This window comes from Pseudomonas sp. NMI760_13 (genome assembly GCF_021283245.1).
Lineage (GTDB): Bacteria > Pseudomonadota > Gammaproteobacteria > Pseudomonadales > Pseudomonadaceae > Aquipseudomonas > Aquipseudomonas peradeniyensis.
On sequence record NZ_JAJSRC010000038.1, the window covers coordinates 16,027 to 40,324 of the forward strand.

The following is a 24,298-nucleotide window of genomic DNA, read 5'->3' on the forward strand; positions in this document are numbered from 1 at the left end:
CGGCTAAACAGTAGTGATATTCATTGAAAAACCGCCCAAACGAGGGCGGTTCTTGTTATCACTTCGACTTAGGCGAGGTTCACGCCCAAGGCCTTGGCGATGCCTTCTCCGTAGGCAGGATCTGCCTTGAAGAAGTACTGCAGTTGACGCTGGACGACATCCTCGCTGACGCCAGCCATGGTGCCGGCGATGTTGCCGATCAACAGCGCCTTCTGCTCATCGCTCATCAGGCGGAACAGCGCGCCGGCATGGCTGTAGTAGTCGTTGTCTTCGCGGTGGTCGTAGCGGTCCGCCGAACCGTTCAGGGCCAATGCCGGTTCTGCATGGCGCGGCGACTGCTTCGGCGCGTCCGCGTAGCTGTTGGGCTCGTAGTTCGGAGCACTGCCGTAGGCGCCGGTGGCCATGGAGCCATCGCGCTGGTAGCTGTGCACTGGGCAGCGTGGTGCATTGACCGGCAAGTGCTGGTGGTTGGTGCCTACGCGGTAGCGGTGAGCATCGGCATAGGCAAACACCCGGCCCTGCAGCATGCGGTCCGGCGACAGGCCAACCCCGGGCACCATGTTGCTGGGACCAAACGCCGCCTGCTCGACTTCGGCGAAGTAGTTGAGCGGGTTGCGGTTGAGCTCCAGCACGCCGACCTCGATCAACGGGTAGTCCTTCTGCGACCAGGTCTTGGTCACGTCGAAGGGGTTCTCGTCACGGCTGGCGGCCTCGGCTTCGCTCATCACCTGGATGCACACGCTCCAACGCGGGAAGTCGCCACGCTCGATGGCCTGGAACAGGTCGCGCTGGGCGTAGTCCGGGTCGCTGCCCGCCAGGCGGGCGGCCTCGGCCGGCGCCAGGTTCTTGATACCTTGCTGGGTCTTGAAGTGCCACTTGACCCAGGTGCGCTCACCCTTGGCGTTGATCAGGCTGTAGGTGTGGCTGCCGAAACCGTGCATGTGACGGTAGCCGTCCGGGATGCCTCGATCAGAGAACAGGATGGTGACCTGGTGCAGCGCCTCGGGCGAATGCGACCAGAAGTCCCACATCATCTGCGCGTTCTTCAGGTTGCTCTGCGGGTGACGCTTCTGGGTGTGGATGAAGTCGGGGAACTTCAGCGGATCACGGATGAAGAACACCGGGGTGTTGTTGCCGACGATGTCCCAGTTGCCTTCCTCGGTGTAGAACTTCACCGCGAAACCTCGCGGGTCGCGTTCGGTGTCCGCCGAGCCGCGTTCGCCGCCCACGGTGGAGAAGCGCAGGAACGTCTCGGTCTGCTTGCCGATGCTGTCGAACAGCTTGGCACTGGTGAGTTCAGTGATATCGCGGGTGACGGTGAAGGTCCCGTAGGCGCCGGAGCCCTTGGCGTGCACGCGACGCTCAGGGATGTTCTCGCGGTTGAAGTGGGCGAGCTTCTCGACCAGGTGGAAATCGTCGAGCAGCAGCGGGCCACGGGGGCCTGCGGAACGGGAATTCTGGTTGTCGGCTACGGGCGCGCCGCTTGCGGTGGTGAGAATCTTGCTCATGGGCTCTCCTGATCGGTCTTGAACTGCCGGCTAATCGGCTTGGAGAGAGTATTGTCGACCCATGTTACAAGAACAAATTCATTACCTGACTTACATCAATAGAAAATAACAATTTATAAGGCAACAAAAAACCGGGCCTAGGCCCGGTTCTTTGCAGCAGACAGAACGTCTTACTCGGCAGCTTCTACAGCACCACCGACCGGACGATCAACCAGCTCGACGTACGCCATAGGCGCGTTGTCGCCAGCGCGGAAACCGCACTTCAGGATGCGCAGGTAGCCGCCCTGACGGGTGGCGTAACGCTTGCCCAGGTCGTTGAACAGTTTGCCAACGGCGGACTTCGAACGGGTACGGTCGAAGGCCAGACGACGGTTGGCAACGCTGTCTTCCTTGGCCAGGGTGATCAGCGGCTCGGCAACGCGGCGCAGTTCCTTGGCTTTCGGCAGGGTGGTTTTGATCAGCTCGTGCTCGATCAGCGACACTGCCATGTTCTGGAACATAGCCTTGCGGTGAGAGCTGGTACGGCTCAGGTGACGTCCACTTTTACGATGACGCATGATTCATTCCTTACCAAACACTACGTTCGGTGATTACGACGATCAGGCAGTCGCCTTGTCGTCTTTCTTAAGACTTGCAGGCGGCCAGTTGTCGAGGCGCATGCCGAGGGAAAGACCACGGGAGGCCAGGACGTCCTTGATTTCAGTCAGGGACTTCTTGCCCAGGTTAGGAGTCTTCAACAGCTCTACTTCGGTACGCTGAATCAGGTCGCCGATGTAGTAGATGTTCTCCGCCTTGAGGCAGTTGGCCGAACGTACGGTCAGTTCCAGGTCGTCAACCGGGCGCAGCAGGATCGGATCGATCTCGTCTTCCTGCTCAACCACAACTGGCTCGCTGTCACCTTTGAGGTCGACGAACGCGGCCAGCTGCTGTTGCAGGATGGTCGCGGCACGACGGATAGCCTCTTCAGGATCCAGGGTACCGTTGGTTTCCAGATCGATGACCAGCTTGTCCAGGTTGGTACGCTGTTCAACACGGGCGTTCTCGACCACGTAGGCGATACGACGCACCGGGCTGAACGAAGCGTCCAGCTGGAGACGGCCAATGCTGCGGCTTTCGTCTTCGTCGGTCTGACGGGAGTCGGCCGGCTCGTAACCGCGACCACGAGCTACGGTGAGCTTCATGTTCAGGGCGCCGTTGGACGCCAGGTTCGCGATTACGTGATCGGGGTTGACGATCTCGACATCGTGATCCAGCTGAATATCGGCAGCGGTAACCACCCCCGAACCCTTTTTCGACAAGGTCAGCGTAACTTCGTCACGACCGTGCAGTTTGATAGCCAGGCCTTTCAGGTTCAACAGGATTTCAATGACGTCTTCCTGAACACCTTCGATCGCGGAGTACTCGTGGAGTACGCCGTCGATCTCGGCCTCGACTACTGCACAGCCAGGCATGGAGGACAACAGGATGCGGCGCAGCGCGTTGCCCAGGGTATGGCCGAAGCCACGCTCGAGAGGCTCGAGCGTGATCTTGGCGCGGGTTGGACTGACAACCTGCACGTCGATGTGACGGGGTGTCAGAAACTCATTTACCGAAATCTGCATGGATGCACCTATTTTCTAGCCCTTACTTGGAGTAGAGCTCGACAATCAGGTTTTCGTTGATGTCGGCGGACAGGTCGCTGCGAGCAGGAACGTTCTTGAAAACGCCCGACTTTTTAGCAGCATCCACGTCTACCCACTCAACGCGGCCACGCTGGGCGCACAGTTCAAGGGCTTGAACAATGCGCAGCTGGTTCAGCGACTTCTCGCGAACCGAGACCACGTCACCCGGACGAACTTGGTAGGATGGAATGTTCACAGTCTTACCGTTGACGCTGATCGCTTTGTGCGAAACCAGCTGACGCGACTCGGAACGAGTCGAGCCGAAGCCCATACGGTAGACGACGTTATCCAGACGGCACTCGAGCAGTTGCAGCAGGTTCTCACCGGTTGCGCCTTTTTTCGAGGCTGCAGCCTGGTAGTAACCGCGGAACTGACGCTCCAGAACACCGTAGATACGACGAACTTTTTGTTTCTCGCGCAGCTGGGTACCGTAGTCGGACTGACGGCCACGGCGCTGGCCGTGGATACCTGGGGCTGCTTCGATGTTGCACTTCGATTCCAGAGCGCGAACGCCGCTCTTCAGGAACAGGTCAGTGCCTTCACGGCGAGACAGTTTGCATTTTGGACCAATGTAACGTGCCATTTATCTGTCTCCTGATTACACGCGACGCTTCTTCGGCGGACGGCACCCGTTATGCGGGATTGGCGTCACGTCGGTGATGCTGGCGATCTTGTAGCCGCAGCTGTTCAGTGCACGAACGGCGGATTCACGACCTGGACCTGGACCCTTGACGTTGACGTCGAGGTTCTTCAGACCATATTCCAGCGCAGCTTGACCAGCACGCTCAGCAGCGATCTGGGCTGCGAACGGGGTGGATTTGCGCGAACCACGGAAACCCGAACCACCGGAAGTAGCCCAGGACAGTGCGTTGCCCTGACGGTCGGTGATGGTCACGATGGTGTTGTTGAAAGACGCATGGATGTGGGCGATGCCATCAACCACTGTCTTTTTGACTTTTTTACGAGGACGAGCAGCAGGTTTTGCCATGTCTATATTCCTGGGCGATTACTTGCGGATCGGCTTACGCGGGCCCTTACGGGTGCGTGCGTTGGTCTTGGTGCGCTGACCGCGAACCGGCAGACCTTTACGATGACGCAGGCCGCGGTAGCAACCCAGGTCCATCAAGCGCTTGATCTTCATGTTGATGTCACGACGCAGGTCACCTTCGGTGGTGAACTTCGCAACTTCGCCACGCAGGGTTTCGATTTGCTCGTCGCTCAGATCCTTGATCTTTGCGGCTGGATTCACACCAGCGTCCGCACAGATTTTCTGCGCGGTAGTGCGACCGACACCATAGATGTAGGTCAGCGAGATAACAGTATGCTTGTTATCTGGAATGTTGACGCCTGCAATACGGGCCATTCAGTGGGACTCCAATTGACAGCTACCTACGCCCCGGAAGCCAAGAAATAGGGCGCGAGATAATATCGCTGTAGAAACGAATAATCAACCCAGCAGCACACTAGCTGCTGGGTTTGAAGCGCGGATCACACTCAGCCTTGGCGCTGCTTGTGACGCGGTTCCGCGCTGCAGATCACGCGCACGACGCCTTCGCGTCGAATGATCTTGCAGTTGCGGCACAGCTTTTTCACCGATGCACGAACTTTCATTACCGACTCCTCGAACCTTAGGGGGCTAAATCAGCGCAGCAGACCGCTGCCGCCGTAGCCTTTCAGGTTGGCTTTCTTCATCAGGGATTCGTACTGGTGCGAAACGAGGTGCGATTGTACTTGGGACATGAAGTCCATCACAACCACTACCACAATCAGCAACGAGGTCCCGCCAAGGTAGAACGGCACGTTTGCTGCCACCACCAGGAACTGGGGCAGAAGGCAGACGGCCATCATGTAAAGAGCACCGAACATGGTCAGACGGGTCAGGACGCCATCAATGTAGCGCGCCGACTGCTCACCAGGACGGATGCCCGGAATAAAGGCACCGGACTTCTTCAGGTTTTCCGCTACGTCTTTCGGGTTGAACATCAACGCTGTGTAGAAGAAGCAGAAGAAAATGATCCCTGCACTAAACAGCAAAATGTTCAACGGCTGACCAGGAGCGATCGACTGCGAGATGTCCTGCAGCCAGCCCATACCTTCGGACTGACCGAACCAGGCACCCAGCGAAGCCGGGAACAGCAAGATGCTGCTCGCGAAAATGGCCGGAATTACGCCCGCCATGTTCACCTTCAGCGGCAGGTGGCTGGTCTGCGCAGCGAAGACCTTGCGGCCCTGCTGACGCTTGGCGTAGTGAACGGCGATACGACGCTGACCACGCTCAATGAACACCACGAAACCGATAATCGCTACTGCCAGCAAACCGATTGCGACCAGGGCGAAGATGTTGATATCGCCTGTGCGTGCAGACTCGAAAGACTGCCCGATTGCTCTCGGAAGACCGGCAACGATACCCGCGAAGATCAACATCGAGATACCGTTGCCCACACCGCGCTCGGTAATCTGCTCGCCGAGCCACATCATGAACATCGCGCCCGCCACGAAGGTGGAGACAGCGACGACATGGAAGCCCAGGCCCGCAGAAAACGCCACGCCCTGGTTGGCCAGGCCAATGGACATGCCAATGGCTTGAACCAGCGCCAGGATAACGGTGCCGTAGCGGGTGTACTGGCTGATCTTGCGACGGCCAGCTTCACCTTCCTTCTTCAACTGCTCCAGTTGCGGGCTGACAGCGGTCATGAGCTGCATGATGATCGATGCCGAGATGTACGGCATGATCCCCAGTGCAAAGATGCTCATGCGCTCCAGCGCGCCGCCGGAAAACATGTTGAACAAGCTAAGAATGGTCCCCTCATTCTGCCGGAACAGATCCGCGAGACGGTCCGGGTTAATGCCTGGCACTGGGATGTGCGCGCCAATCCGATAGACGATGATCGCCATGAACAGAAAACGCAGACGAGCCCAGAGTTCCGACATCCCGCCCTTACCGAGCGAAGAGAGAGCACCTTGCTTAGCCATTTATTCCTCGAACTTGCCGCCAGCTGCTTCGATAGCCGCACGTGCACCTTTGGTGACGGCGATACCCTTGAGGGTGACTGCGCGAGTGACTTCGCCCGACAGCATGATTTTCACGCGCTGTACGTGCTGGCCGATCACGTTGGCGTCCTTGAGGGACTGAACGGTGATCAGATCGCCTTCCACCTTGGCCAGCTCGGACAGACGCACTTCTGCGCGGTCCATGGCTTTCAGGGAAACGAAGCCGAACTTCGGCAGGCGACGGTGCAGCGGCTGTTGACCGCCTTCGAAGCCTGGAGCGATGGAGCCACCGGAACGGGAGGTCTGACCCTTGTGGCCACGGCCACCGGTCTTACCCAGACCGCTACCGATACCACGGCCCGGACGGTGCTTCTCGCGACGGGAACCCGGCGCTGGACTCAGATCATTGAGTTTCATCGATTAACCCTCGACCTTCAGCATGTAGTAGGCCTTGTTGATCATCCCGCGGTTTTCGGGAGTATCCTGGACTTCTACAGTGTGACCGATGCGACGCAGACCCAGACCCTTGACGCACAGCTTGTGGTTAGGGATACGGCCCGAGACGCTCTTGATCAGCGTTACTTTTACGGTTGCCATGATCAGAAGATCTCCTCGACAGTCTTGCCGCGCTTGGCAGCAATGGACTCAGGGGATTGCATGGCTTTCAGACCCTTGAAGGTGGCGTGAACCACGTTCACCGGGTTGGTCGAACCGTAGCACTTGGCCAGGACGTTCTGAACGCCAGCAACTTCCAGGACGGCACGCATTGCGCCACCGGCGATGATACCGGTACCTTCCGAGGCAGGCTGCATGTAGACCTTCGAGGCGCCGTGGGCGGCCTTGGTGGCGTACTGCAGGGTGGTGCCCTTCAGGTCAACCTGAATCATGTTGCGACGAGCAGCTTCCATGGCTTTCTGGATCGCGGCAGGTACTTCGCGCGATTTGCCACGGCCAAAGCCAACACGACCCTTGCCATCACCTACCACGGTCAGCGCGGTGAAGGTGAAGATACGGCCGCCTTTAACGGTTTTGGCTACGCGGTTAACTTGAACCAGCTTCTCGATGTAGCCTTCGTCGCGCTTTTGATCGTTATTTGCCATAACTTAGAACTCCAGCCCGCCTTCACGAGCAGCATCAGCCAGCGCCTTGACGCGGCCGTGGTACTTGAAGCCGGAACGGTCAAAGGCAACTTGAGATACACCGGCGGCTTTCGCACGCTCAGCTACCAGCTTGCCAACCTTAGTGGCCGCGTCGATGTTGCCGGTGGCGCCATCACGCAGTTCTTTGTCCAAGGTCGAGGCGCTTGCCAGAACCTTGCTGCCGTCGGCCGAGATGACCTGGGCATAGATGTGCTGCGAGGAGCGGAACACGCACAGACGCACGGCTTCGAGCTCGTGCATTTTCAGGCGTGCTTTGCGAGCGCGACGCAGTCGAATAACTTTTTTGTCGGTCATTTGCTAGGCCCTACTTCTTCTTGGCTTCTTTACGACGGACTACTTCATCCGCGTAACGCACACCCTTGCCCTTGTAAGGCTCTGGCGGACGGAAACCGCGGACTTCAGCGGCCACCTGACCCACCAGCTGCTTGTCGATACCCTTGATCAGGATGTCGGTCTGGCTTGGGGTTTCAGCGGTGATACCGGCTGGCAGTTCGTAATCCACTGGGTGCGAGAAGCCCAGAGCCAGGTTCAGGACGGTGCCTTTAGCCTGAGCCTTGTAACCAACACCGACCAGCTGGAGCTTGCGCTCGAAGCCTTGGCTTACGCCTTGGACCATGTTGTTCACCAGGGCGCGGGTAGTACCGGCCATGGCGCGAGCTTGCTGGTCACCGTTGCGAGCAACGAAACGCAGCTCACCAGCTTCTTCGGTAACTTCAACAGACGAGTGAACGTTCAGTTCGAGAGTGCCCTTGGCACCCTTCACCGAAAGCTGCTGGCCGGCGAATTTGACTTCGACGCCTGCTGGCAGCTTAACGGGGTTCTTAGCGACGCGAGACATGCCTATCTCCCCTTAGAACACTGTGCACAGAACTTCGCCGCCGACACCGGCAGCGCGCGCAGCGCGGTCAGTCATCACACCTTTGTTGGTGGAGACGATAGACACGCCCAGGCCGCCACGTACTTTCGGCAGCTCGGTAACGGCCTTGTACTGGCGCAGGCCAGGACGGCTGGTACGCTTCAGCTCTTCGATGACCGGACGGCCTTCGAAGTACTTCAGCTCGATCGACAGGGAAGGCTTGGCTTCGCCGGTCACTTCGTAGCTGGCGATGTAGCCTTCGTCTTTCAGTACTTTGGCAACCGCGACCTTCAGGGTGGAAGAAGGCATGCTTACGACAGACTTTTCAGCCATCTGGGCATTACGGATGCGAGTTAGCATGTCCGCTAACGGGTCCTGCATACTCATGGGCTAGATGCTCCTGATACAAGAATTATTAGCCTTGCGGCTATCACAACCACCCGAGCAGGCAGGGCAAAAAACCCAGGCTCAGGTGAGCCGGTCATTCTAGACACAAGGCAGAAACGAAACAAGCCCCATATAGGGGCTTGTTTCGTTGCGAGGTCACCGACGGTCGGAAGATTGCTCCCCTCGCGCCGGCGTCACGCCAACCGGGATTACCAGCTGGCCTTGACCAGACCTGGCACGTCACCGCGCATGGCGGCTTCGCGCAGCTTGTTACGGCCCAGGCCGAACTTACGGTATACACCGTGCGGACGACCGGTCAGGCGGCAACGGTTACGCAGGCGCGAGGCGCTGGCGTCACGTGGTTGCTTCTGCAGAGCGACAACGGCAGCGAAACGCTCTTCTGGAGAGGCGTTCAGGTTGACGATGGTCGCTTTCAGCTCAGCGCGCTTTTTAGCGAACTTGGCTACCGTGAGCTGACGCTTCAGCTCGCGGTTTTTCATGCTCTTCTTGGCCATTTTCCTACTCCAATCAGTTGCGGAACGGGAACTTGAAAGCACGCAGCAGAGCGCGGCCTTCGTCGTCCGAACGAGCAGTGGTGGTCAGGGTGATGTCCAAACCGCGCAGAGCATCGATCTTGTCGTAGTCGATTTCCGGGAAGATGATCTGCTCTTTCACGCCCATGCTGTAGTTGCCACGGCCATCGAAGGACTTGGCATTCAGGCCGCGGAAGTCGCGAACCCGAGGCAGGGAGATCGCCAGCAGGCGGTCCAGGAATTCGTACATCTTGTCGCTACGCAGGGTCACCTTGACGCCGATCGGCCAGCCCTCACGGACTTTGAAGCCCGCGATGGATTTACGAGCGAAAGTCACGACCGGCTTTTGACCGGTGATCTTTTCCAGGTCGGCAACAGCGTGCTCGATGACTTTCTTGTCGCCGATCGCTTCGCCCAGACCCATGTTCAGGGTGATTTTGGTAACGCGCGGAACTTCCATCACGTTCGACAGCTTAAGTTCTTCCTTAAGCTTAGGAGCGATTTCGTTCCGGTAAATCTCTTTCAGTCGTGCCATGGTCTTCTACCTAGCAGTGTTCAAGCATCAACCGCTTTTTGGGTCGACTTGAAGACACGAATTTTCTTACCGTCTTCTACTTTGAAACCAACGCGGTCAGCCTTGTTGGTTTCGCCGTTGAAGATGGCAACGTTGGAAGCGTGCAGAGGCGCTTCTTTCTCGACGATACCGCCCTGGACGCCCGCCATCGGGTTAGGCTTGGTATGACGCTTGACCAGGTTCACACCACCGATGACCAGGCGGTCATCAGCCAGAACCTTCAGCACCTTACCGCGCTTACCTTTGTCTTTGCCGGCGATCACGATGATCTCGTCGTCACGACGAATCTTTTGCATGTCGGATCTCCTTAGAGCACTTCTGGGGCGAGCGAGACGATCTTCATGAACTTCTCGGTACGAAGTTCACGGGTCACTGGCCCGAAGATGCGAGTGCCGATCGGCTCTTGCTTGGTGTTCAGCAGAACAGCAGCGTTGCCGTCGAAACGAATGATGGAACCGTCAGCGCGACGTACACCGTGACGGGTACGGACGACAACAGCGGTCATCACCTGGCCTTTTTTGACCTTGCCGCGCGGAATTGCTTCCTTGACGGTTACTTTGATGATGTCACCGATGCCGGCGTAACGACGGTGGGAACCGCCGAGCACCTTGATGCACATGACGCGACGAGCGCCGCTGTTATCGGCCACATCGAGCATGGATTGAGTCTGAATCATAAAATTTCTCCGACCCCTAGCCCTTAGACTTCAACAGCGCGTTCGAGGACTTCAACCAGTGCCCAGGACTTGGTCTTGGCCAGCGGACGGGTTTCACGGATGGAAACCTTGTCGCCGATCTTGCACTGGTTGGCTTCGTCGTGCGCGTGCAGCTTAGTCGAACGCTTAACGTATTTACCGTAGATCGGGTGCTTTACGCGACGCTCGATCAGAACGGTGATGGTCTTGTCCATTTTGTCGCTGACGACACGGCCAGTCAGCGTACGGACGGTTTTTTCAGCTTCAGCCATGATCACTTACCTGCCTGCTGGTTGAGCACAGTTTTCACGCGAGCGATGTCACGCTTAACTTGCGAGAGCAGGTGCGACTGCCCCAACTGGCCAGTTGCTTTCTGCATGCGCAGATTGAACTGGTCGCGCAGCAAGCCGAGCAGTTGCTCATTCAGTTGCTGTGCGGATTTTTCACGAAGTTCATTCGCTTTCATCACATCACCGTCCGCTTAACAAAGGAGGTGGCGAGAGGCAGCTTTGCAGCGGCCAGGGCGAAAGCTTCGCGCGCCAGCTCTTCAGAAACACCCTCGATTTCGTACAGGACTTTGCCTGGCTGAATCTGGGCAACCCAGTATTCCACGGAACCTTTACCTTTACCCATACGAACCTCGAGAGGCTTCTTGGTAACCGGCTTGTCCGGGAAGACACGGATCCAGATCTTGCCGCCACGTTTTACGTGACGGGTCAGGGCACGACGTGCCGACTCGATCTGGCGGGCGGTGAGGCGACCGCGAGCAACAGCTTTCAGAGCGAACTCGCCGAAGCTGACCTTGCTACCGCGCAGTGCCAGACCACGGTTGTGGCCGGTCATCTGCTTGCGGAATTTTGTACGCTTTGGTTGCAACATTTGGCGTACCCCTTACTTAGCAGCTTTTTTACGAGGCGCTGGTGCTTGAGGCTTCAGCTCTTCCTGGCGACCACCAATTACTTCGCCTTTGAAGATCCAAACCTTCACACCGATCACACCGTAGGTGGTGTGAGCTTCGTAGGTGTTGTAGTCGATATCGGCACGCAGGGTGTGCAGAGGCACACGACCTTCGCGATACCACTCGGTACGTGCGATCTCGGCACCGCCGAGACGACCGCTCACCTGGATCTTGATGCCCTTGGCACCAATACGCATGGCGTTCTGCACGGCGCGCTTCATGGCGCGACGGAACATAACGCGGCGCTCCAGCTGCTGGGCAACGCTCTGAGCAACCAGCATGGCGTCGAGTTCCGGCTTGCGGATCTCTTCGATGTTGATGTGCACAGGCACACCCATCTGCTTGGTCAGGTCCTGACGCAGTTTCTCAACATCTTCACCTTTCTTGCCGATAACGATACCGGGACGAGCGGTGTGGATGGTGATGCGTGCAGTTTGAGCCGGGCGATGAATATCGATACGGCTTACGGACGCGCTTTTTAGTTTGTCTTGGAGGTACTCACGCGTTTTCAGATCCTTCAACAGGTAATCTGCGTAAGTAGCGCCGTCTGCATACCAGACGGAGGTGTGCTCCTTGACGATTCCCAGGCGAATGCCAGTGGGATGTACTTTCTGACCCATCTGATCGACTCCGTTACTTGTCCGCAACCTTGACAGTGATATGGCAAGACCGCTTGACGATGCGATCAGCACGGCCTTTGGCACGTGGCATGATGCGCTTCAGCGAACGCCCTTCGTTGACGAAGACGGTGGAGACCTTCAGGTCATCAACGTCTGCGCCTTCGTTGTGTTCGGCGTTGGCAACGGCCGACTCGAGGACTTTCTTCATGATTTCAGCGGCTTTTTTGCTGCTGAAGGCCAACAGGTTGAGCGCTTCGCCCACCTTCTTCCCGCGGATCTGGTCGGCGACCAAGCGGGCTTTCTGGGCGGAGATGCGAGCGCCCGACAACTTAGCGGCTACTTCCATTTCCTTACCCCTTAACGCTTGGCTTTCTTGTCAGCCACGTGCCCGCGGTAGGTGCGGGTACCGGCGAACTCGCCCAGTTTGTGGCCGACCATGTCTTCGTTCACGAGAACTGGGACATGTTGACGACCGTTGTGTACGGCGATGGTCAGACCGACCATTTGTGGCAGGATCATCGAACGACGCGACCAGGTTTTAACTGGCTTGCGATCATTCTTCTCCACCGCCACTTCGACCTTCTTCAGCAGGTGAAGATCGATAAAAGGACCTTTTTTCAGAGAACGTGGCACTGTCGTATCCCTCTAGTTACTTGCGACGACGGACGATCATGTTGTCGGTACGCTTATTACCACGGGTTTTAGCACCCTTGGTTGGGAAGCCCCATGGCGATACCGGATGACGACCACCGGAGGTACGACCTTCACCACCACCATGCGGGTGGTCAACCGGGTTCATGGCAACACCACGAACGGTTGGGCGAACGCCGCGCCAGCGTTTGGCACCAGCTTTACCCAGCGAACGCAGGCTGTGCTCGGAGTTCGAGACTTCGCCCAGGGTCGCACGGCACTCAGCCAGTACTTTACGCATTTCGCCAGAGCGAAGACGCAGAGTCACGTAGACGCCTTCACGCGCGATCAGCTGAGCGGAAGCACCAGCGGAACGAGCGATCTGAGCACCTTTACCCGGCTTCAGTTCGATGCCGTGAATGGTGCTACCTACTGGGATGTTGCGCAGTTGCAGGGAGTTACCGGCCTTGATTGGGGCCAGGGCACCTGCGATCAGCTGGTCGCCAGCACTCACGCCTTTAGGGGCGATGATGTAGCGACGCTCGCCGTCTGCGTAGCACAGCAGGGCGATGTGAGCAGTACGGTTCGGATCGTATTCGATACGCTCGACAGTGGCTGGAATGCCATCTTTATCGTTGCGACGGAAGTCGACCAGACGGTAATGCTGCTTATGACCACCACCAACGTGACGAGTGGTGATGCGGCCATTGTTGTTACGACCACCAGACTTCGATTTTTTCTCGAGCAGCGGTGCGTGAGGAGCGCCTTTGTGCAGCTCCTTGTTGACCACCTTGACCACAAAACGGCGGCCAGGGGAAGTCGGTTTGCATTTAACGATTGCCATGATGCACCCCTTCCTTACTCAGCACTGCTGCTGAAATCGAGATCTTGGCCTGGCTGAAGGGAGACGATCGCCTTCTTCCAGTCATTACGCTTGCCCAGACCACGTGCGGTACGCTTGGTTTTACCCAGAACGTTGACAGTCGACACGTTTTCAACTTTTACGTTGAACAGGCCTTCGACAGCTTTCTTGATTTCCAGCTTGGTCGCATCGGTAGCAACCTTGAATACGAACTGGCCTTTTTTCTCAGCCAGAACGGTAGCCTTCTCGGAAACGTGCGGGCCAAGGAGGACTTTGAATACGCGTTCCTGGTTCATCCCAGCAGCTCCTCGAATTTCTTCACGGCCGAGACAGTGATCAACACTTTCTCGTATGCGATCAGACTGACCGGGTCGGAACCTTGAACGTCACGTACGTCGACGTGCGGCAGGTTGCGAGCAGCCAGGTACAGGTTCTGATCAACAGCGTCGGAAACGATCAGAACGTCGCTCAGACCCATGCCGTTCAGCTTGTTCAGCAGATCCTTGGTTTTCGGTGCTTCGACAGCGAAGTCCTGAACCACGACCAGACGGTCGCTACGCACCAGCTCAGCGAGGATGGAGCGCAGGGCTGCGCGGTACATCTTCTTGTTGAGCTTCTGCGAGTGATCTTGAGGACGAGCTGCGAAGGTTACACCACCGCCACGCCAGATCGGACCACGGGTAGTACCGGCACGAGCACGGCCAGTACCTTTCTGACGCCATGGGCGCTTACCGCCACCGGCCACGTCAGAACGGGTCTTCTGCTGCTTGGTGCCCTGACGACCGCCAGCCATGTAGGCTACGACTGCCTGGTGAACCAGCGTCTCGTTGAATTCGCCACCGAAAGTCAGTTCGGAAACTTCGATCGCCTGAGCGTCATTTACATTAAGTTGCATGTCAGTTTCCCCTTACCCGCGAGCCTTGACAGCCGGACGCACGACCACGTCGCCGCCAGTAGCGCCTGGAACGGCACCCTTGATCAGCAGCAGGTTGCGTTCAGCGTCTACGCGTACTACTTCCAGGGACTGAACAGTCACGCGCTCGGCGCCCATGTGACCGGACATTTTCTTGCCCTTGAATACACGACCAGGAGTCTGGCACTGGCCGATGGAGCCAGGGACACGGTGCGATACGGAGTTACCGTGGGTGTTATCTTGACCACGGAAGTTCCAACGCTTGATGGTACCGGCGAAGCCTTTACCTTTGGACTGACCGGTTACGTCTACCAGCTGGCCTGCAGTGAAGAGTTCAGCTTTGATCAGATCGCCAGCCTGGAAATCGCCTTCTTCAAGACGGAACTCCCAGACACCGCGACCAGCGGCAACGTTGGCCTTGGCAAAGTGGCCTGCCTGAGCGGCGGTCACGCGCGAAGCACGACGCTCGCCGACAGTGACTTGCACTGCACGGTAGCCATCAGTTTCTTCGGTTTTGAACTGGGTGACGCGATTCGGCTCGATCTCAATGACCGTGACCGGAATGGAGACACCTTCTTCGGTGAAAATACGGGTCATACCCGCTTTTCGACCGACTACACCAATAGTCATGTTGTAAACCTCATGAGTGTACGGGGCTTTCACCCGCTATGGCCGCCCATTTCAGAGCGTTACACGACCAGACCGAAGTCTTAGCCGAGGCTGATCTGCACTTCCACGCCGGCCGCCAGATCAAGCTTCATCAGCGCGTCAACGGTTTTATCCGTTGGCTGGACGATGTCCAGAACACGCTTATGAGTGCGAATCTCGTACTGATCACGCGCGTCTTTGTTGACGTGCGGGGAGACCAGAACGGTGAAACGCTCTTTGCGGGTAGGCAGTGGAATTGGACCACGCACTTGTGCACCAGTACGTTTCGCGGTTTCCACGATTTCCTGGGTGGATTGGTCGATCAGGCGATGGTCGAAAGCCTTCAACCTGATACGGATTTGCTGATTTTGCATTGGATTTCAGACTCCAGGCTGTTCCCAACGGACGCACTACGCCCGCTAAAAGGAGGCGTGATTCTATAGACGCCCCAATTTAGTGTCAACCCAATAAAAAAAACCCCCGCTGAGCGGGGGTTTTTTCAATCGGTCGAGTGATTACTCGATGATTTTGGCTACGACGCCGGCGCCGACGGTACGACCGCCTTCACGGATGGCGAAGCGCAGACCGTCTTCCATCGCGATGGTCTTGATCAGGGTGACAGTCATCTGGATGTTGTCACCTGGCATTACCATCTCAACGCCTTCCGGCAGTTCGCAGTTACCGGTCACGTCAGTGGTACGGAAGTAGAACTGAGGACGGTAGCCTTTGAAGAACGGAGTGTGACGGCCGCCTTCTTCCTTCGACAGGACGTAGACTTCTGCGGTGAACTTGGTGTGCGGCTTGACCGAACCTGGCTTGACCAGAACCTGGCCACGCTCAACGTCGTCACGCTTGGTACCACGCAGCAGAACGCCGCAGTTCTCGCCAGCACGACCTTCGTCCAGCAGCTTGCGGAACATCTCAACACCGGTGCAGGTGGTGGTGGTGGTGTCACGCAGACCAACGATTTCCAGCGGATCCTGAACGCGGACGATACCACGCTCGATACGACCGGTAACAACGGTACCACGACCCGAGATCGAGAATACGTCTTCGATCGGCATCAGGAACGGCTGGTCGATGGCACGAACTGGCTCAGGAATGTAGCTGTCCAGAGTCTCTACCAGCTTCTTGACAGCGGTAGTGCCCATTTCGTTGTCGTCTTTGCCTTCCAGGGCCATACGAGCGGAACCGATGATGATCGGAGTGTCGTCGCCTGGGAAGTCGTAGGTGGACAGCAGGTCGCGAACTTCCATCTCGACCAGTTCCAGCAGCTCGGCGTCGTCTACCAGGTCAGCCTTGTTCAGGAAGACCACGATGTACGGAACGCCAACCTGACGGGACAGCAGGATGTGCTCACGGGTTTGTGGCATCGGACCATCGGCGGCCGAGCAAACCAGGATCGCGCCGTCCATCTGGGCAGCACCGGTGATCATGTTCTTCACGTAGTCAGCGTGACCTGGGCAGTCAACGTGAGCGTAGTGACGAATGGTCGAGTTGTACTCAACGTGAGCGGTGTTGATGGTGATACCGCGTGCTTTTTCTTCCGGAGCCGAGTCGATCTTGTCGAACTCAACGATTGCCGAACCGAAAACTTCGGAGCAAACGCGAGTCAGAGCTGCGGTCAGAGTGGTCTTACCGTGGTCAACGTGGCCGATGGTGCCAACGTTAACGTGCGGAAGGGAACGATCAAATTTTTCTTTAGCCACGACAGTGAACCTCTTGCCTAAAGGGGATTAGCCTTGTTTTTTAACGAGTGCTTCGACGATGTTCGACGGAGCTTCGGCGTATTTGGAGAATTCCATGGAGTAGCTTGCGCGACCCTGAGACATGGAACGAACGTCGGTCGCATAACCGAACATCTCTCCGAGCGGAACTTCAGCACGGACGACGCGGCCGGAGACCGACTCATCCATACCCTGGACCAGACCACGACGACGGTTCAGGTCACCCATCACGTCACCCAGGTAGTCTTCCGGGGTTACAACTTCGACCTTCATGATCGGCTCGAGGACCACGCCACCGCCCTTCTGGGCCAGTTGCTTGGTTGCCATCGAAGCAGCGATCTTGAACGCCATTTCGTTGGAGTCGACGTCGTGGTACGAACCGTCGAATACCGCGGCCTTCAGGCCGATCAGAGGATAACCGGCAACAACGCCGTTTTTCATCTGTTCTTCGATACCCTTCTGGATCGGGGCAATGAATTCCTTAGGAATCACACCACCAACGACTTCGTTGGAGAACACCAGACCTTCGGTGATGTTGCCCTTGTCGTCCTGATCCGGCTCCGAGAAACGGATCCAGCAGTGACCGAACTGACCACGACCACCCGACTGACGGACGAACTTGCCTTCGATCTCGACGTTGGACTTGGTGATCTTCTCGCGGTACGAAACCTGAGGCTTGCCGATGTTGGCTTCGACGTTGAACTCGCGCTTCATGCGGTCAACGAGGATGTCCAGGTGCAGCTCACCCATGCCCGAGATGATGGTCTGGCCAGTCTCTTCGTCGGTCTTGACGCGGAACGACGGGTCTTCCTGGGCCAGCTTGCCCAGAGCGATACCCATCTTCTCCTGGTCAGCCTTGGTTTTCGGCTCGACGGAGAGCGAAATAACCGGCTCAGGGAAGTCCATACGCTCAAGGATGATTGGCTTGTCGATGTCGCACAGGGTTTCGCCGGTGGTCACATCTTTCATGCCGATCAGCGCCGCGATGTCGCCAGCGAGCACTTCCTTGATCTCTTCACGCTGGTTGGCGTGCATCTGCACCATACGACCAACGCGCTCTTTCTTGCCCTTGACCGAGTTGATCACGGAGTCACCGGACTTCAGAACACCCGAGTAGACGCGAACGAAGGTCAGAGTACCTACGAACGGGTCGGTCGCGATCTTGAAGGCCAGAGCCGAGAACGGCTCGTTGTCGTCTGCGTGACGCTCGTCTTTACGAACAGCCGGATCTTCTTTATCCAGGTCCTTGTCGTCCGGGTTGATACCCTGGATTGCAGGGATCTCGGTCGGAGCAGGCAGGAACTCGATAACGGCGTCGAGAACCAGGGGAACGCCCTTGTTCTTGAACGACGAACCGCAGACAGCCGGAACGATCTCGCTGGCCAGGGTGCGCGCGCGCAGGCCTGCCTTGATCTCTTCGACGGTCAGCTCACCTTCTTCAAGGTACTTGTTCATCAGCTCTTCGTTGGCTTCAGCAGCAGCCTCCACCATGTTCGCGCGCCACTCTTCGGCCAGCTCGAGCATGTCCGCAGGAATTTCTTCCTCGCGGTAGGTGGTGCCTTTGTCGTCGTCGTTCCAGTAGATAGCCTTCATCTTGATCAGGTCGACCTGACCCTGGAAGTTATCTTCCGAACCGATGGCCAGCTGAATCGGGACCGGGGTGTGACCCAGGCGATTCTTGATCTGACCAACAACACGCAGGAAGTTGGCACCGGCACGGTCCATCTTGTTCACGTAGACAACACGTGGAACGCCGTACTTGTTGGCCTGACGCCATACGGTTTCGGACTGCGGCTCAACGCCGGAGGTACCGCAGAACACAACGACCGCGCCGTCGAGTACACGCAGCGAACGCTCTACTTCAATGGTGAAGTCAACGTGGCCGGGGGTATCGATGACGTTTACGCGGTAGTTGTCGTACTGACCAACGGAACCTTTCCAGAAGGTGGTAACGGCAGCGGAGGTAATGGTGATACCGCGCTCCTGCTCCTGCACCATCCAGTCGGTGGTCGCGGCGCCGTCATGCACCTCGCCCATCTTGTGGCTCAGACCTGTGTAGAACAGGATCCGCTCGGTAGTGGTGGTCTTGCCCGCGTCAACGTGCGCGCAAATACCAATGTTACGGTAGCGGTTAATTGCTGTAGTACGAGCCATAAAGCCCTCGCAAAATGATTGATGCTTGAATTAGAAGCGGTAGTGCGAGAACGCTTTGTTGGCTTCAGCCATACGGTGAACGTCTTCACGCTTCTTGACTGCAGCACCTTTGCCTTCAGCAGCATCCAGCAGCTCGCCAGCCAGGCGCAGAGCCATCGACTTCTCGCCGCGCTTGCGGGCGTAGTCTACGAGCCAGCGCATTGCCAGAGCGTTACGACGGGATGGACGAACTTCAACCGGGACCTGGTAAGTGGCACCGCCGACACGGCGGGACTTTACTTCGACCAGCGGAGCGATGGCGTCGAGAGCTTTCTCGAAGATTTCCAGGGGGTCGCTGTTCTTGCGTGCTTTGACGGTATCCAGGGCACCGTAAACGATGCGCTCGGCTACGGCCTTCTTGCCGCTTTCCATCACGTGGTTCATGAACTTGGCGAGGATCTGGGATCCGTACTTCGGATCGTCAAGGATCTCACGTTTTGCTGCTACACGACGTCTTGGCATGATAAGCCCTCAAACGGTCTTCAGGTTAGCCCGGGACGTGGGTCTTCGACCCCTGCCCGACCTTACTCTTATCGACTCAAAAAAATGGATGTCTGCAAACGGCCGATTACTTCGGACGCTTGGTACCGTACTTCGAACGACCCTGGTTACGGCCTTTGACGCCCGAAGTATCCAGAGAGCCGCGAACGGTGTGGTAACGAACACCTGGCAAGTCTTTTACACGGCCGCCACGGATCAGGACGACGCTGTGCTCTTGCAGGTTGTGGCCTTCACCGCCGATGTACGAGGAAACCTCGAAACCGTTGGTCAGACGCACACGGCATACTTTACGCAGTGCCGAGTTAGGTTTTTTCGGCGTGGTGGTGTACACACGGGTGCACACGCCACGACGCTGCGGGCAGTTCTGCAGCGCAGGAACGTCGGACTTCTCGACCGAACGCTTGCGCGGCTGACGTACCAGCTGGTTGATAGTTGCCATCTACTAGCTCCACTGATTGTCTTGCGACTCTATTGTCTTGCAAGAAAGCCAAAAATTGGCGAGACGGAGCCTCACCAAATTTAAGGGTACAAAAGTCTACGGAGGATCTTGCACCCAGTCAAGACGAGGCCCCGGCCCTCCTCGCCCGATCATCGGCAACAATTCATGTCACCGATGATCGCTCGAGGCCAGCCGGGGCCCTGCCCTGTACTTAGTTACCGCTGGAATTCAGCGCTTCGGTCAGTGCGGCTTCCACCTCACTGGCACTTACGCGCAGCGGTTTGTCGGCATCACGGCGACGCTTGCGCTCGCTGTGGTAGGCCAGACCAGTACCGGCCGGGATCAGACGACCCACGACCACGTTCTCTTTCAGGCCGCGCAGGTAATCGCGCTTGCCGGTTACCGCCGCTTCGGTCAGTACGCGGGTGGTTTCCTGGAAGGAAGCCGCCGAGATGAACGATTCGGTGGACAGCGAGGCCTTGGTGATACCCAGCAGCACGCGGGTGAACTTCGAGATGAACTTGTCCTCGCCGGCGAGACGCTCGTTCTCGACCAGTACGTGAGTCAGTTCCATCTGGTCGCCCTTGATGAAGCTGGAATCGCCCGACTCGGAGATCTCGACCTTGCGCAGCATCTGACGCAGGATGGTCTCGATGTGCTTGTCGTTGATCTTCACGCCTTGCAGACGGTAAACGTCCTGGATCTCGTTGACGATGTACTTCGCCAGCGCGCTCACACCCAGCAGACGCAGGATGTCGTGCGGATCGCTCGGACCGTCGGAGATGACTTCGCCGCGGTTGACCTGTTCGCCTTCGAAGACGTTCAGGTGGCGCCACTTCGGAATCAGCTCTTCGTACGGATCACTACCGTCGGTCGGAGTGATGACCAGACGACGCTTGCCCTTGGTCTCTTTACCGAACGCGATGGTGCCGCTGACTTCAGCCAGGATCGAAGCTTCCTTCGGACGGCGCGCTTCGAACAGGTCGGCAACGCGCGGCAGACCACCGGTGATGTCACGGGTCTTCGACGTTTCTTGCGGGATACGCGCGATAACGTCACCGACACCGATCTGGGCACCGTCAGCCACACCGACGAGGGCGTTGGCCGGCAGGAAGTACTGGGCAGGTACGTCGGTACCTGGCAGGTACAGGTCCTTGCCATTGGCGTCGACCATCTTGATTGCCGGACGGATTTCCTTGCCTGCGGCAGGGCGATCCTTGACGTCCAGGACCTCGATGTTGGTCAGGCCGGTCAGTTCGTCGGTCTGGCGCTTGATGGTGATGTTTTCTTCCATGCCCACGAAGGTCACGGTACCTTTCAGCTCGGTAACGATCGGGTGGGTGTGCGGGTCCCACTTGGCGACAATGGCGCCAGCTTCGACCTTCTCACCTTCCTTGACCGAAATCACCGCACCGTAAGGCAGCTTGTAGCGCTCGCGCTCACGGCCGAATTCGTCGGCAATGGCCAACTCACCCGAACGCGATACGGCAACCAGGTTGCCATCGGCACGCACGACCTGCTTGAGGTTGTGCAGACGCACCATGCCGCCATTCTTCACCTGGACGCTGTCGGCAGCCGAGGTACGGCTTGCAGCACCACCGATGTGGAACGTACGCATGGTCAGCTGGGTACCCGGCTCACCGATCGACTGCGCAGCGATAACGCCGACAGCTTCACCGATGTTCACCTGGTGACCGCGAGCCAGGTCACGACCGTAGCACTTGGCGCAGATGCCGTAGCGGGTTTCGCAGTTGATCGGCGAACGCACGATCACTTCGTCGATGCTGTTCAGCTCGATGAACTCGACCCACTGCTCATCCACCAGGGTACCGGCAGGAACGATGACGTCCTCGGTGCCCGGCTTGAACACGTCACGGGCGATGACACGACCCAGTACGCGCTCACCCAGCGGCTCGACAACGTCGCCGCCTTCGATGTGCGGAGTCATCAGCAGGCCCTGGTCGGTGCCGCAGTCGATCTCGGTAACTACCAGATCCTGGGCAACGTCTACCAGACGGCGAGTCAGGTAACCGGAGTTAGCGGTCTTCAGTGCGGTATCCGCCAGACCCTTACGAGCACCGTGGGTCGAGATGAAGTACTGGAGTACGCTCAGACCTTCACGGAAGTTCGCAGTGATCGGCGTCTCGATGATCGAGCCGTCCGGCTTGGCCATCAGGCCACGCATACCGGCCAGCTGACGGATCTGCGCAGCCGAACCACGCGCACCGGAGTCGGCCATCATGTACATCGAGTTGAAGGACTCTTGCTCGACTTCCTTGCCCTCGCGGTCGATGACCTTCTCTTTCGAGAGGTTGGCCATCATCGCCTTGGACACTTCGTCGTTCGCCTTGGACCACAAGTCGATGACCTTGTTGTACTTCTCGCCCTGGGTGACCAGGCCGGAGGCGTACTGGCTCTCGATTTCCTTCACTTCGTCGGTGGCGGTACCGATGATGCGGGCTTTTTCATCCGGGATAACGAAGTCGTTAACACCGATCGAAACGCCGGAAATGGTCGAGTAGGCAAAACCGGTGTACATCAGCTGGTCGGCGAAGATCACGGTCTCTTTCAGACCAACCACGCGGTAGCACTGGTTGATCAGCTTGGAGATCGCCTTCTTCTTCATCGACTGGTTGACCACGTCGAACGGCAGGCCGGCAGGCACAACCTGGAACAGCAGCGCACGGCCGACAGTGGTGTCGACGATACGGGTGTTCTTGGTGATGCTGCCATCACGATCTTTCACGGTCTCGTTGATACGGACCTTGATTTTCGCGTGCAGGGCGGCTTCGCCGGCGCGGAATACGCGGTCGACTTCCTGCAGGTCGGCGAACACGCGACCTTCGCCCTTGGCGTTGATGGCTTCGCGGGTCATGTAGTACAGACCCAGTACAACGTCCTGCGACGGAACGATGATTGGCTCACCGTTGGCTGGCGACAGGATGTTGTTGGTCGACATCATCAGCGCGCGCGCTTCGAGCTGGGCTTCCAGGGTCAGCGGCACGTGAACGGCCATCTGGTCACCGTCGAAGTCGGCGTTGTACGCGGCGCAGACCAGCGGGTGCAGCTGAATCGCCTTACCTTCGATGAGCACAGGCTCGAACGCCTGGATACCCAGACGGTGAAGGGTCGGTGCACGGTTGAGCAGTACGGGGTGTTCGCGAATCACTTCGGCGAGAACGTCCCACACCTCTGGCAGCTCGCGCTCGACCATTTTCTTGGCGGCCTTGATGGTGGTCGCCAGACCACGCATTTCCAGCTTGCCGAAAATGAACGGCTTGAACAGCTCGAGGGCCATTTTCTTCGGCAGACCGCACTGGTGCAGACGCAGGGTCGGACCTACGGTAATTACCGAACGGCCGGAGTAGTCCACGCGCTTGCCGAGCAAGTTCTGACGGAAGCGACCTTGCTTACCTTTGATCATGTCGGCCAGGGACTTCAGCGGACGCTTGTTCGAGCCAGTGATGGCGCGACCGCGACGGCCGTTGTCGAGCAGGGCGTCGACCGCTTCCTGCAGCATGCGCTTTTCGTTGCGCACGATGATGTCCGGCGCCGACAGATCGAGCAGGCGCTTCAGACGGTTGTTACGGTTGATCACCCGACGATACAGGTCGTTCAGGTCGGAGGTCGCGAAGCGGCCGCCATCCAGCGGCACCAGCGGACGCAGGTCCGGCGGCAGTACTGGCAGGACGGTCAGGACCATCCACTCAGGCAGGTTGCCCGAGCCCTGGAAAGCTTCCATCAGCTTCAGGCGCTTGGACAGCTTCTTGATCTTGGTTTCCGAGTTGGTCTGCGGAATCTCTTCGCGCAGGCGGCCGATCTCGTGCTCCAGGTCGATAGCGTGCAGCAGCTCGCGGACAGCCTCGGCACCCATACGGGCGTCGAAGTCGTCACCGAACTCTTCCAGCGCTTCGAAGTACTGCTCGTCGTTGAGCAGCTGACCCTTCTCGAGGGTGGTCATGCCCGGGTCGATTACGACGTAGCTCTCGAAGTAGAGCACGCGCTCGATGTCACGCAGGGTCATGTCCATCAGCAGGCCGATACGGGACGGCAGCGACTTCAGGAACCAGATGTGGGCAACTGGCGAAGCCAGTTCGATGTGCGCCATGCGCTCACGACGAACCTTGGCCAGGGCGACTTCGACGCCGCACTTCTCGCAGATCACACCACGGTGTTTCAGGCGCTTGTACTTACCGCACAGGCACTCGTAGTCCTTGACTGGGCCAAAGATCTTGGCGCAGAACAGGCCGTCACGCTCAGGCTTGAACGTACGGTAGTTGATGGTTTCCGGCTTCTTAACTTCACCGAACGACCACGAACGGATCATCTCAGGCGACGCCAGACCGATGCGGATGGCGTCGAACTCTTCGACTTGACCCTGGTTTTTCAGCAAATTCAGTAGGTCTTTCAAGGCCTTTCCTCCTGGCGGAGCAGGGAGCGGGC

The 24,298-nt window shown here is 57.9% G+C and carries 34 protein-coding genes; all 34 read right to left on the reverse strand.

Features of this window, described 5'->3' with window-relative positions; translation table 11 throughout:
- Window positions 1-68: 68 nt before the first annotated feature.
- The 34 genes from LU671_RS26475 to rpoC all read right to left on the reverse strand — a co-directional run bounded on the left by LU671_RS26475 (window position 69) and on the right by rpoC (window position 24,266).
- A complete protein-coding gene (locus tag LU671_RS26475; RefSeq protein WP_203650001.1) occupies window positions 69-1,508 on the reverse strand; it encodes a catalase in 1,440 nt (479 codons plus the stop codon).
- 170 nt (window positions 1,509-1,678) lie between these two features.
- Window positions 1,679-2,065 carry a 50S ribosomal protein L17 gene (gene rplQ / locus LU671_RS26480; protein WP_003255451.1) on the reverse strand — a complete coding sequence of 129 codons (387 nt, stop codon included), beginning with the start codon at window positions 2,063-2,065 and terminating at the stop codon, window positions 1,679-1,681.
- A gap of 42 nt (window positions 2,066-2,107) precedes the next feature.
- Window positions 2,108-3,109, reverse strand: coding sequence for a DNA-directed RNA polymerase subunit alpha (locus LU671_RS26485; RefSeq protein WP_003255452.1), 1,002 nt, complete (start codon window positions 3,107-3,109; stop codon window positions 2,108-2,110).
- A gap of 22 nt (window positions 3,110-3,131) precedes the next feature.
- Window positions 3,132-3,752 (reverse strand): 30S ribosomal protein S4, encoded by a 621-nt coding sequence (gene rpsD, locus LU671_RS26490; RefSeq protein WP_023629185.1) that lies wholly within the window; start codon window positions 3,750-3,752, stop codon window positions 3,132-3,134.
- A 15-nt stretch (window positions 3,753-3,767) separates the two neighbouring features.
- Complete coding sequence (gene rpsK, locus LU671_RS26495) at window positions 3,768-4,157, reverse strand: 30S ribosomal protein S11 (RefSeq protein ID WP_003255454.1); 390 nt, start codon at window positions 4,155-4,157, stop codon at window positions 3,768-3,770.
- An 18-nt stretch (window positions 4,158-4,175) separates the two neighbouring features.
- Complete coding sequence (rpsM, locus tag LU671_RS26500) at window positions 4,176-4,532, reverse strand: 30S ribosomal protein S13 (RefSeq protein ID WP_003255457.1); 357 nt, start codon at window positions 4,530-4,532, stop codon at window positions 4,176-4,178.
- A 131-nt stretch (window positions 4,533-4,663) separates the two neighbouring features.
- Window positions 4,664-4,780 carry a 50S ribosomal protein L36 gene (gene rpmJ, locus LU671_RS26505; RefSeq protein ID WP_002555468.1) on the reverse strand — a complete coding sequence of 39 codons (117 nt, stop codon included), beginning with the start codon at window positions 4,778-4,780 and terminating at the stop codon, window positions 4,664-4,666.
- 30 nt (window positions 4,781-4,810) lie between these two features.
- A complete protein-coding gene (gene secY / locus LU671_RS26510; protein WP_003255459.1) occupies window positions 4,811-6,142 on the reverse strand; it encodes a preprotein translocase subunit SecY in 1,332 nt (443 codons plus the stop codon).
- Window positions 6,143-6,577 carry a 50S ribosomal protein L15 gene (rplO, locus tag LU671_RS26515; protein WP_011531896.1) on the reverse strand — a complete coding sequence of 145 codons (435 nt, stop codon included), beginning with the start codon at window positions 6,575-6,577 and terminating at the stop codon, window positions 6,143-6,145.
- Window positions 6,578-6,580: 3 nt separating this feature from the next.
- Complete coding sequence (gene rpmD, locus LU671_RS26520) at window positions 6,581-6,757, reverse strand: 50S ribosomal protein L30 (protein ID WP_011531895.1); 177 nt, start codon at window positions 6,755-6,757, stop codon at window positions 6,581-6,583.
- A 2-nt stretch (window positions 6,758-6,759) separates the two neighbouring features.
- The gene (gene rpsE / locus LU671_RS26525) at window positions 6,760-7,260 is read right to left on the reverse strand and encodes a 30S ribosomal protein S5 (protein ID WP_011531894.1); all 501 of its coding nucleotides are present in this window, start codon (window positions 7,258-7,260) and stop codon (window positions 6,760-6,762) included.
- Window positions 7,261-7,263: 3 nt separating this feature from the next.
- Window positions 7,264-7,614 carry a 50S ribosomal protein L18 gene (gene rplR, locus LU671_RS26530; RefSeq protein ID WP_023629183.1) on the reverse strand — a complete coding sequence of 117 codons (351 nt, stop codon included), beginning with the start codon at window positions 7,612-7,614 and terminating at the stop codon, window positions 7,264-7,266.
- 10 nt (window positions 7,615-7,624) lie between these two features.
- Window positions 7,625-8,158: a 50S ribosomal protein L6 gene (gene rplF, locus LU671_RS26535; RefSeq protein ID WP_110739044.1), complete on the reverse strand. Its 534-nt coding sequence runs from the start codon at window positions 8,156-8,158 to the stop codon at window positions 7,625-7,627.
- A 12-nt stretch (window positions 8,159-8,170) separates the two neighbouring features.
- On the reverse strand, window positions 8,171-8,563 hold the full coding sequence (gene rpsH / locus LU671_RS26540) for a 30S ribosomal protein S8 (RefSeq protein WP_028690236.1): 393 nt from the start codon (window positions 8,561-8,563) through the stop codon (window positions 8,171-8,173).
- Window positions 8,564-8,772: 209 nt separating this feature from the next.
- Window positions 8,773-9,078, reverse strand: coding sequence for a 30S ribosomal protein S14 (gene rpsN / locus LU671_RS26545; RefSeq protein ID WP_011531890.1), 306 nt, complete (start codon window positions 9,076-9,078; stop codon window positions 8,773-8,775).
- Window positions 9,079-9,091: 13 nt separating this feature from the next.
- Window positions 9,092-9,631: a 50S ribosomal protein L5 gene (gene rplE, locus LU671_RS26550; RefSeq protein ID WP_003255474.1), complete on the reverse strand. Its 540-nt coding sequence runs from the start codon at window positions 9,629-9,631 to the stop codon at window positions 9,092-9,094.
- A gap of 20 nt (window positions 9,632-9,651) precedes the next feature.
- Entirely contained in the window at window positions 9,652-9,966 is a 315-nt protein-coding gene (rplX, locus tag LU671_RS26555) for a 50S ribosomal protein L24 (RefSeq protein WP_003255476.1), read from the reverse strand.
- 11 nt (window positions 9,967-9,977) lie between these two features.
- Complete coding sequence (gene rplN / locus LU671_RS26560; protein WP_008089810.1) at window positions 9,978-10,346, reverse strand: 50S ribosomal protein L14; 369 nt, start codon at window positions 10,344-10,346, stop codon at window positions 9,978-9,980.
- Window positions 10,347-10,369: 23 nt separating this feature from the next.
- Entirely contained in the window at window positions 10,370-10,636 is a 267-nt protein-coding gene (rpsQ, locus tag LU671_RS26565; RefSeq protein ID WP_003255478.1) for a 30S ribosomal protein S17, read from the reverse strand.
- Window positions 10,637-10,638: 2 nt separating this feature from the next.
- The gene (rpmC, locus tag LU671_RS26570) at window positions 10,639-10,830 is read right to left on the reverse strand and encodes a 50S ribosomal protein L29 (RefSeq protein ID WP_002555481.1); all 192 of its coding nucleotides are present in this window, start codon (window positions 10,828-10,830) and stop codon (window positions 10,639-10,641) included.
- Window positions 10,830-11,243 carry a 50S ribosomal protein L16 gene (gene rplP / locus LU671_RS26575; RefSeq protein ID WP_009397508.1) on the reverse strand — a complete coding sequence of 138 codons (414 nt, stop codon included), beginning with the start codon at window positions 11,241-11,243 and terminating at the stop codon, window positions 10,830-10,832. Before rplP ends, rpmC begins: the two co-directional genes overlap by 1 nt.
- A gap of 12 nt (window positions 11,244-11,255) precedes the next feature.
- Complete coding sequence (rpsC, locus tag LU671_RS26580) at window positions 11,256-11,942, reverse strand: 30S ribosomal protein S3 (RefSeq protein ID WP_003255481.1); 687 nt, start codon at window positions 11,940-11,942, stop codon at window positions 11,256-11,258.
- A gap of 13 nt (window positions 11,943-11,955) precedes the next feature.
- Window positions 11,956-12,288 (reverse strand): 50S ribosomal protein L22, encoded by a 333-nt coding sequence (rplV, locus tag LU671_RS26585; RefSeq protein ID WP_003103908.1) that lies wholly within the window; start codon window positions 12,286-12,288, stop codon window positions 11,956-11,958.
- Window positions 12,289-12,299: 11 nt separating this feature from the next.
- Window positions 12,300-12,575 carry a 30S ribosomal protein S19 gene (gene rpsS / locus LU671_RS26590; RefSeq protein WP_003255482.1) on the reverse strand — a complete coding sequence of 92 codons (276 nt, stop codon included), beginning with the start codon at window positions 12,573-12,575 and terminating at the stop codon, window positions 12,300-12,302.
- Window positions 12,576-12,591: 16 nt separating this feature from the next.
- Window positions 12,592-13,416, reverse strand: a complete 825-nt coding sequence (gene rplB / locus LU671_RS26595) for a 50S ribosomal protein L2 (protein WP_027915105.1) — start codon at window positions 13,414-13,416, stop codon at window positions 12,592-12,594.
- 14 nt (window positions 13,417-13,430) lie between these two features.
- The gene (rplW, locus tag LU671_RS26600; protein ID WP_003255484.1) at window positions 13,431-13,730 is read right to left on the reverse strand and encodes a 50S ribosomal protein L23; all 300 of its coding nucleotides are present in this window, start codon (window positions 13,728-13,730) and stop codon (window positions 13,431-13,433) included.
- Window positions 13,727-14,329, reverse strand: coding sequence for a 50S ribosomal protein L4 (gene rplD, locus LU671_RS26605; protein WP_003255485.1), 603 nt, complete (start codon window positions 14,327-14,329; stop codon window positions 13,727-13,729). The genes rplW and rplD overlap by 4 nt, the downstream gene beginning before the upstream one ends.
- 12 nt (window positions 14,330-14,341) lie before the next feature.
- The gene (gene rplC, locus LU671_RS26610) at window positions 14,342-14,977 is read right to left on the reverse strand and encodes a 50S ribosomal protein L3 (RefSeq protein ID WP_011531887.1); all 636 of its coding nucleotides are present in this window, start codon (window positions 14,975-14,977) and stop codon (window positions 14,342-14,344) included.
- A gap of 80 nt (window positions 14,978-15,057) precedes the next feature.
- Complete coding sequence (gene rpsJ / locus LU671_RS26615; RefSeq protein ID WP_003186070.1) at window positions 15,058-15,369, reverse strand: 30S ribosomal protein S10; 312 nt, start codon at window positions 15,367-15,369, stop codon at window positions 15,058-15,060.
- A 141-nt stretch (window positions 15,370-15,510) separates the two neighbouring features.
- Window positions 15,511-16,704, reverse strand: coding sequence for an elongation factor Tu (gene tuf / locus LU671_RS26620; RefSeq protein ID WP_003255489.1), 1,194 nt, complete (start codon window positions 16,702-16,704; stop codon window positions 15,511-15,513).
- Between the two features lie 27 nt (window positions 16,705-16,731).
- Window positions 16,732-18,876, reverse strand: a complete 2,145-nt coding sequence (gene fusA / locus LU671_RS26625) for an elongation factor G (protein WP_232857405.1) — start codon at window positions 18,874-18,876, stop codon at window positions 16,732-16,734.
- 30 nt (window positions 18,877-18,906) lie between these two features.
- Window positions 18,907-19,377, reverse strand: a complete 471-nt coding sequence (rpsG, locus tag LU671_RS26630) for a 30S ribosomal protein S7 (protein ID WP_003246741.1) — start codon at window positions 19,375-19,377, stop codon at window positions 18,907-18,909.
- A 106-nt stretch (window positions 19,378-19,483) separates the two neighbouring features.
- Window positions 19,484-19,855: a 30S ribosomal protein S12 gene (gene rpsL, locus LU671_RS26635; RefSeq protein ID WP_003255492.1), complete on the reverse strand. Its 372-nt coding sequence runs from the start codon at window positions 19,853-19,855 to the stop codon at window positions 19,484-19,486.
- 211 nt (window positions 19,856-20,066) lie between these two features.
- A complete protein-coding gene (gene rpoC / locus LU671_RS26640; protein ID WP_203649994.1) occupies window positions 20,067-24,266 on the reverse strand; it encodes a DNA-directed RNA polymerase subunit beta' in 4,200 nt (1,399 codons plus the stop codon).
- Window positions 24,267-24,298 lie beyond the last annotated feature (32 nt).